Annotated in this window: 3 protein-coding genes; all 3 read right to left on the bottom strand. The window is 28.0% G+C overall.

The genetic code is table 11. The features are described 5' to 3' along the window. Positions 1–1253: aminoglycoside N-acetyltransferase AAC(6')-Ie (gene aac(6')-Ie, locus PGQ38_RS19235; RefSeq protein ID WP_243161635.1), on the bottom strand; the 1253-nt coding region annotated here is incomplete at its 3' end. Continuing rightward, entirely contained in the window at positions 1254–1646 is a 393-nt protein-coding gene (locus PGQ38_RS19230; RefSeq protein WP_000393259.1) for a GNAT family N-acetyltransferase, read from the bottom strand. It lies immediately after the preceding gene. Between the two features lie 68 nt (positions 1647–1714). Then, positions 1715–1968, bottom strand: a 254-nt coding sequence (locus PGQ38_RS19225) for a TnpV protein (RefSeq protein ID WP_270433167.1), incomplete at its 5' end; no start/stop codon positions are given.

Genomic DNA, 1968 nt, shown 5'->3' with positions numbered 1-1968 from the left:
CCTATTTCTTCTTCACTATCTTCAAGTAAGTATATAAAATCACAATATTCATCTATAATTCCAGAATCTCCAAAATCAATTATTCCAGTTAATCTATTATTGCCATCTAACAATAGATGATTACAACTAAAATCATTATGGCATAAACACTTTTTACCCTCAAAAACTGTTGTTGCATTTAGTCTTTCCATAAAACTTTCTATATAATCTTTTTCTATATCAGTTAAATCATTATAAATAGTTTCACGCAACAATATATACTCTTCTAATACATTTTGTTTATTATCAATAGTACATTCACTAATATCTGTATAATCTAAACCGTGCATTTGTCTTAAAAAACTGGCAATATCTCGTTTTAACAAATTTTGTTCTTCTTCTGACATAGTAGAATAAATTTCTGGTGTTAAAAAAGTTCCTTTAATTTCTTTATAACCTAGTATAGATAATTCATCACTAATATACGAATATTCAATATTAGGAATTTTTACATTAGTTTCTAAATTTGTATTTAAAAAATTATATATTGCTTTTTCTTTTGCATAACCTTTTTTCTTATTAGTACTAAATTTTGTTTTAAAAATGTATTCATTATTAACTAAATATGCCACACTATCATAACCACTACCGATTATTTCAATACTATCTACTTTGAAATTATCAAAGTAATGCTCAATTAAATATTTCATTGCCTTAACATTTGTGGCATTATCATCATATCTATATTCCATTAAATAACAATCTTCTTTTTTGCCCTCGTGTAATTCATGTTCTGGCAAATCTTCAATAATTCTAAAACCAGATTTTTGGTATGCCCTTATTGCTCTTGGATTATTTTTATGAGGGTCTAAAATAACTGCATTAGCATTTCTTTCTTTTTTCAAAAATTCAAAAATCAATTTAATATATCTTGTACCAATTCCTTTACTCCAATAATTTGGCTCTCCTATAAATTGATCCATACCATAGACTATCTCATCAGTTTTTGGATAATGATAATCAGTATATAACTCATCATACATTTTATATATTTGTCCATATCCAATAGGAACATTGTTATATTCAATAATTACTCTAAAAACTTCATCTTCCCAAGGCTCTGTATAATGTTTTTTTAATGATTCTAATGTATATTTTTTATCTCTACCACCATAAAATTCTAATACTCTTTCATCAGTTAACCATTTTAACATCAAAGGAAAATCATCATCTATTAAAGTTCTTATACATATTTCATTTTCAACTATATTCATTTATTTATCACCTTTTTCATAATCATATACATATACTATTTCATCTTTATAATCATTTTTACCACCTAATTTTTCATATACATGGCAAGCTCTAGGATTACCTTTATCAGTTATTAAAAACATTTCAGAACAACCAATCTCTTTAGAATATTCCTTAATAAAAGATAATAATTTTGAACCATAACCTTTGTCTTGATAGTTAGGTAACATTCCTATTGAGTGTAAATAAAACATTGTTTTTCCATCAGGTCTTAAAAGTGTATAGCAATATGCAAATCCTATAATTTTATTATTTTCTTTAGCTATAAACCCAAATGAACTGGTATCATTAAGAAATCCTTTTAAATTATCAATATCAAAAACCATATTATCATCAATTAAAACTTCTTCCATAAACTTTTTTTCACGCTATCAAAACTCCTTGTCAACTTTCGATTTGTAATAATCATTCTACCATACCGTTATGAATAAATCAACTCATGTAAAACAATTTCTTCTGCCCGGTTGTGAATGTTATTGCAACGCTGCACCCATTCCATTTGACGGGTACGCTTCAATTCCTCGGTCACGCCCTCGGCAGCTTTCATCTGCTCCATGATGGTGTCTAACCGTTTCTGTGCCTGTTCGTTCAGGTCTGCAAGATATGTCCACAATTCCCCGGTCAGGGTCAATGTGTGTAATCTGGCTGGGCAGACTTCTCTTAAATATTCCCGGT

Origin of the sequence: Blautia faecis (assembly GCF_027662325.1) — a bacterium.
Lineage (GTDB): Bacteria > Bacillota > Clostridia > Lachnospirales > Lachnospiraceae > Blautia_A > Blautia_A faecis.
The sequence above is the reverse complement of the archived record's forward strand: the minus strand, read 5'-3'. Positions and strand labels throughout refer to the sequence as shown.

Excerpts from the sequence above, each read along its gene's own strand:
- PGQ38_RS19230 (WP_000393259.1), bottom strand. The coding sequence starts at position 1,646 with ATGGAAGAAGTTTTAATTGATGATAATATGGTTTTTGATATTGATAAT.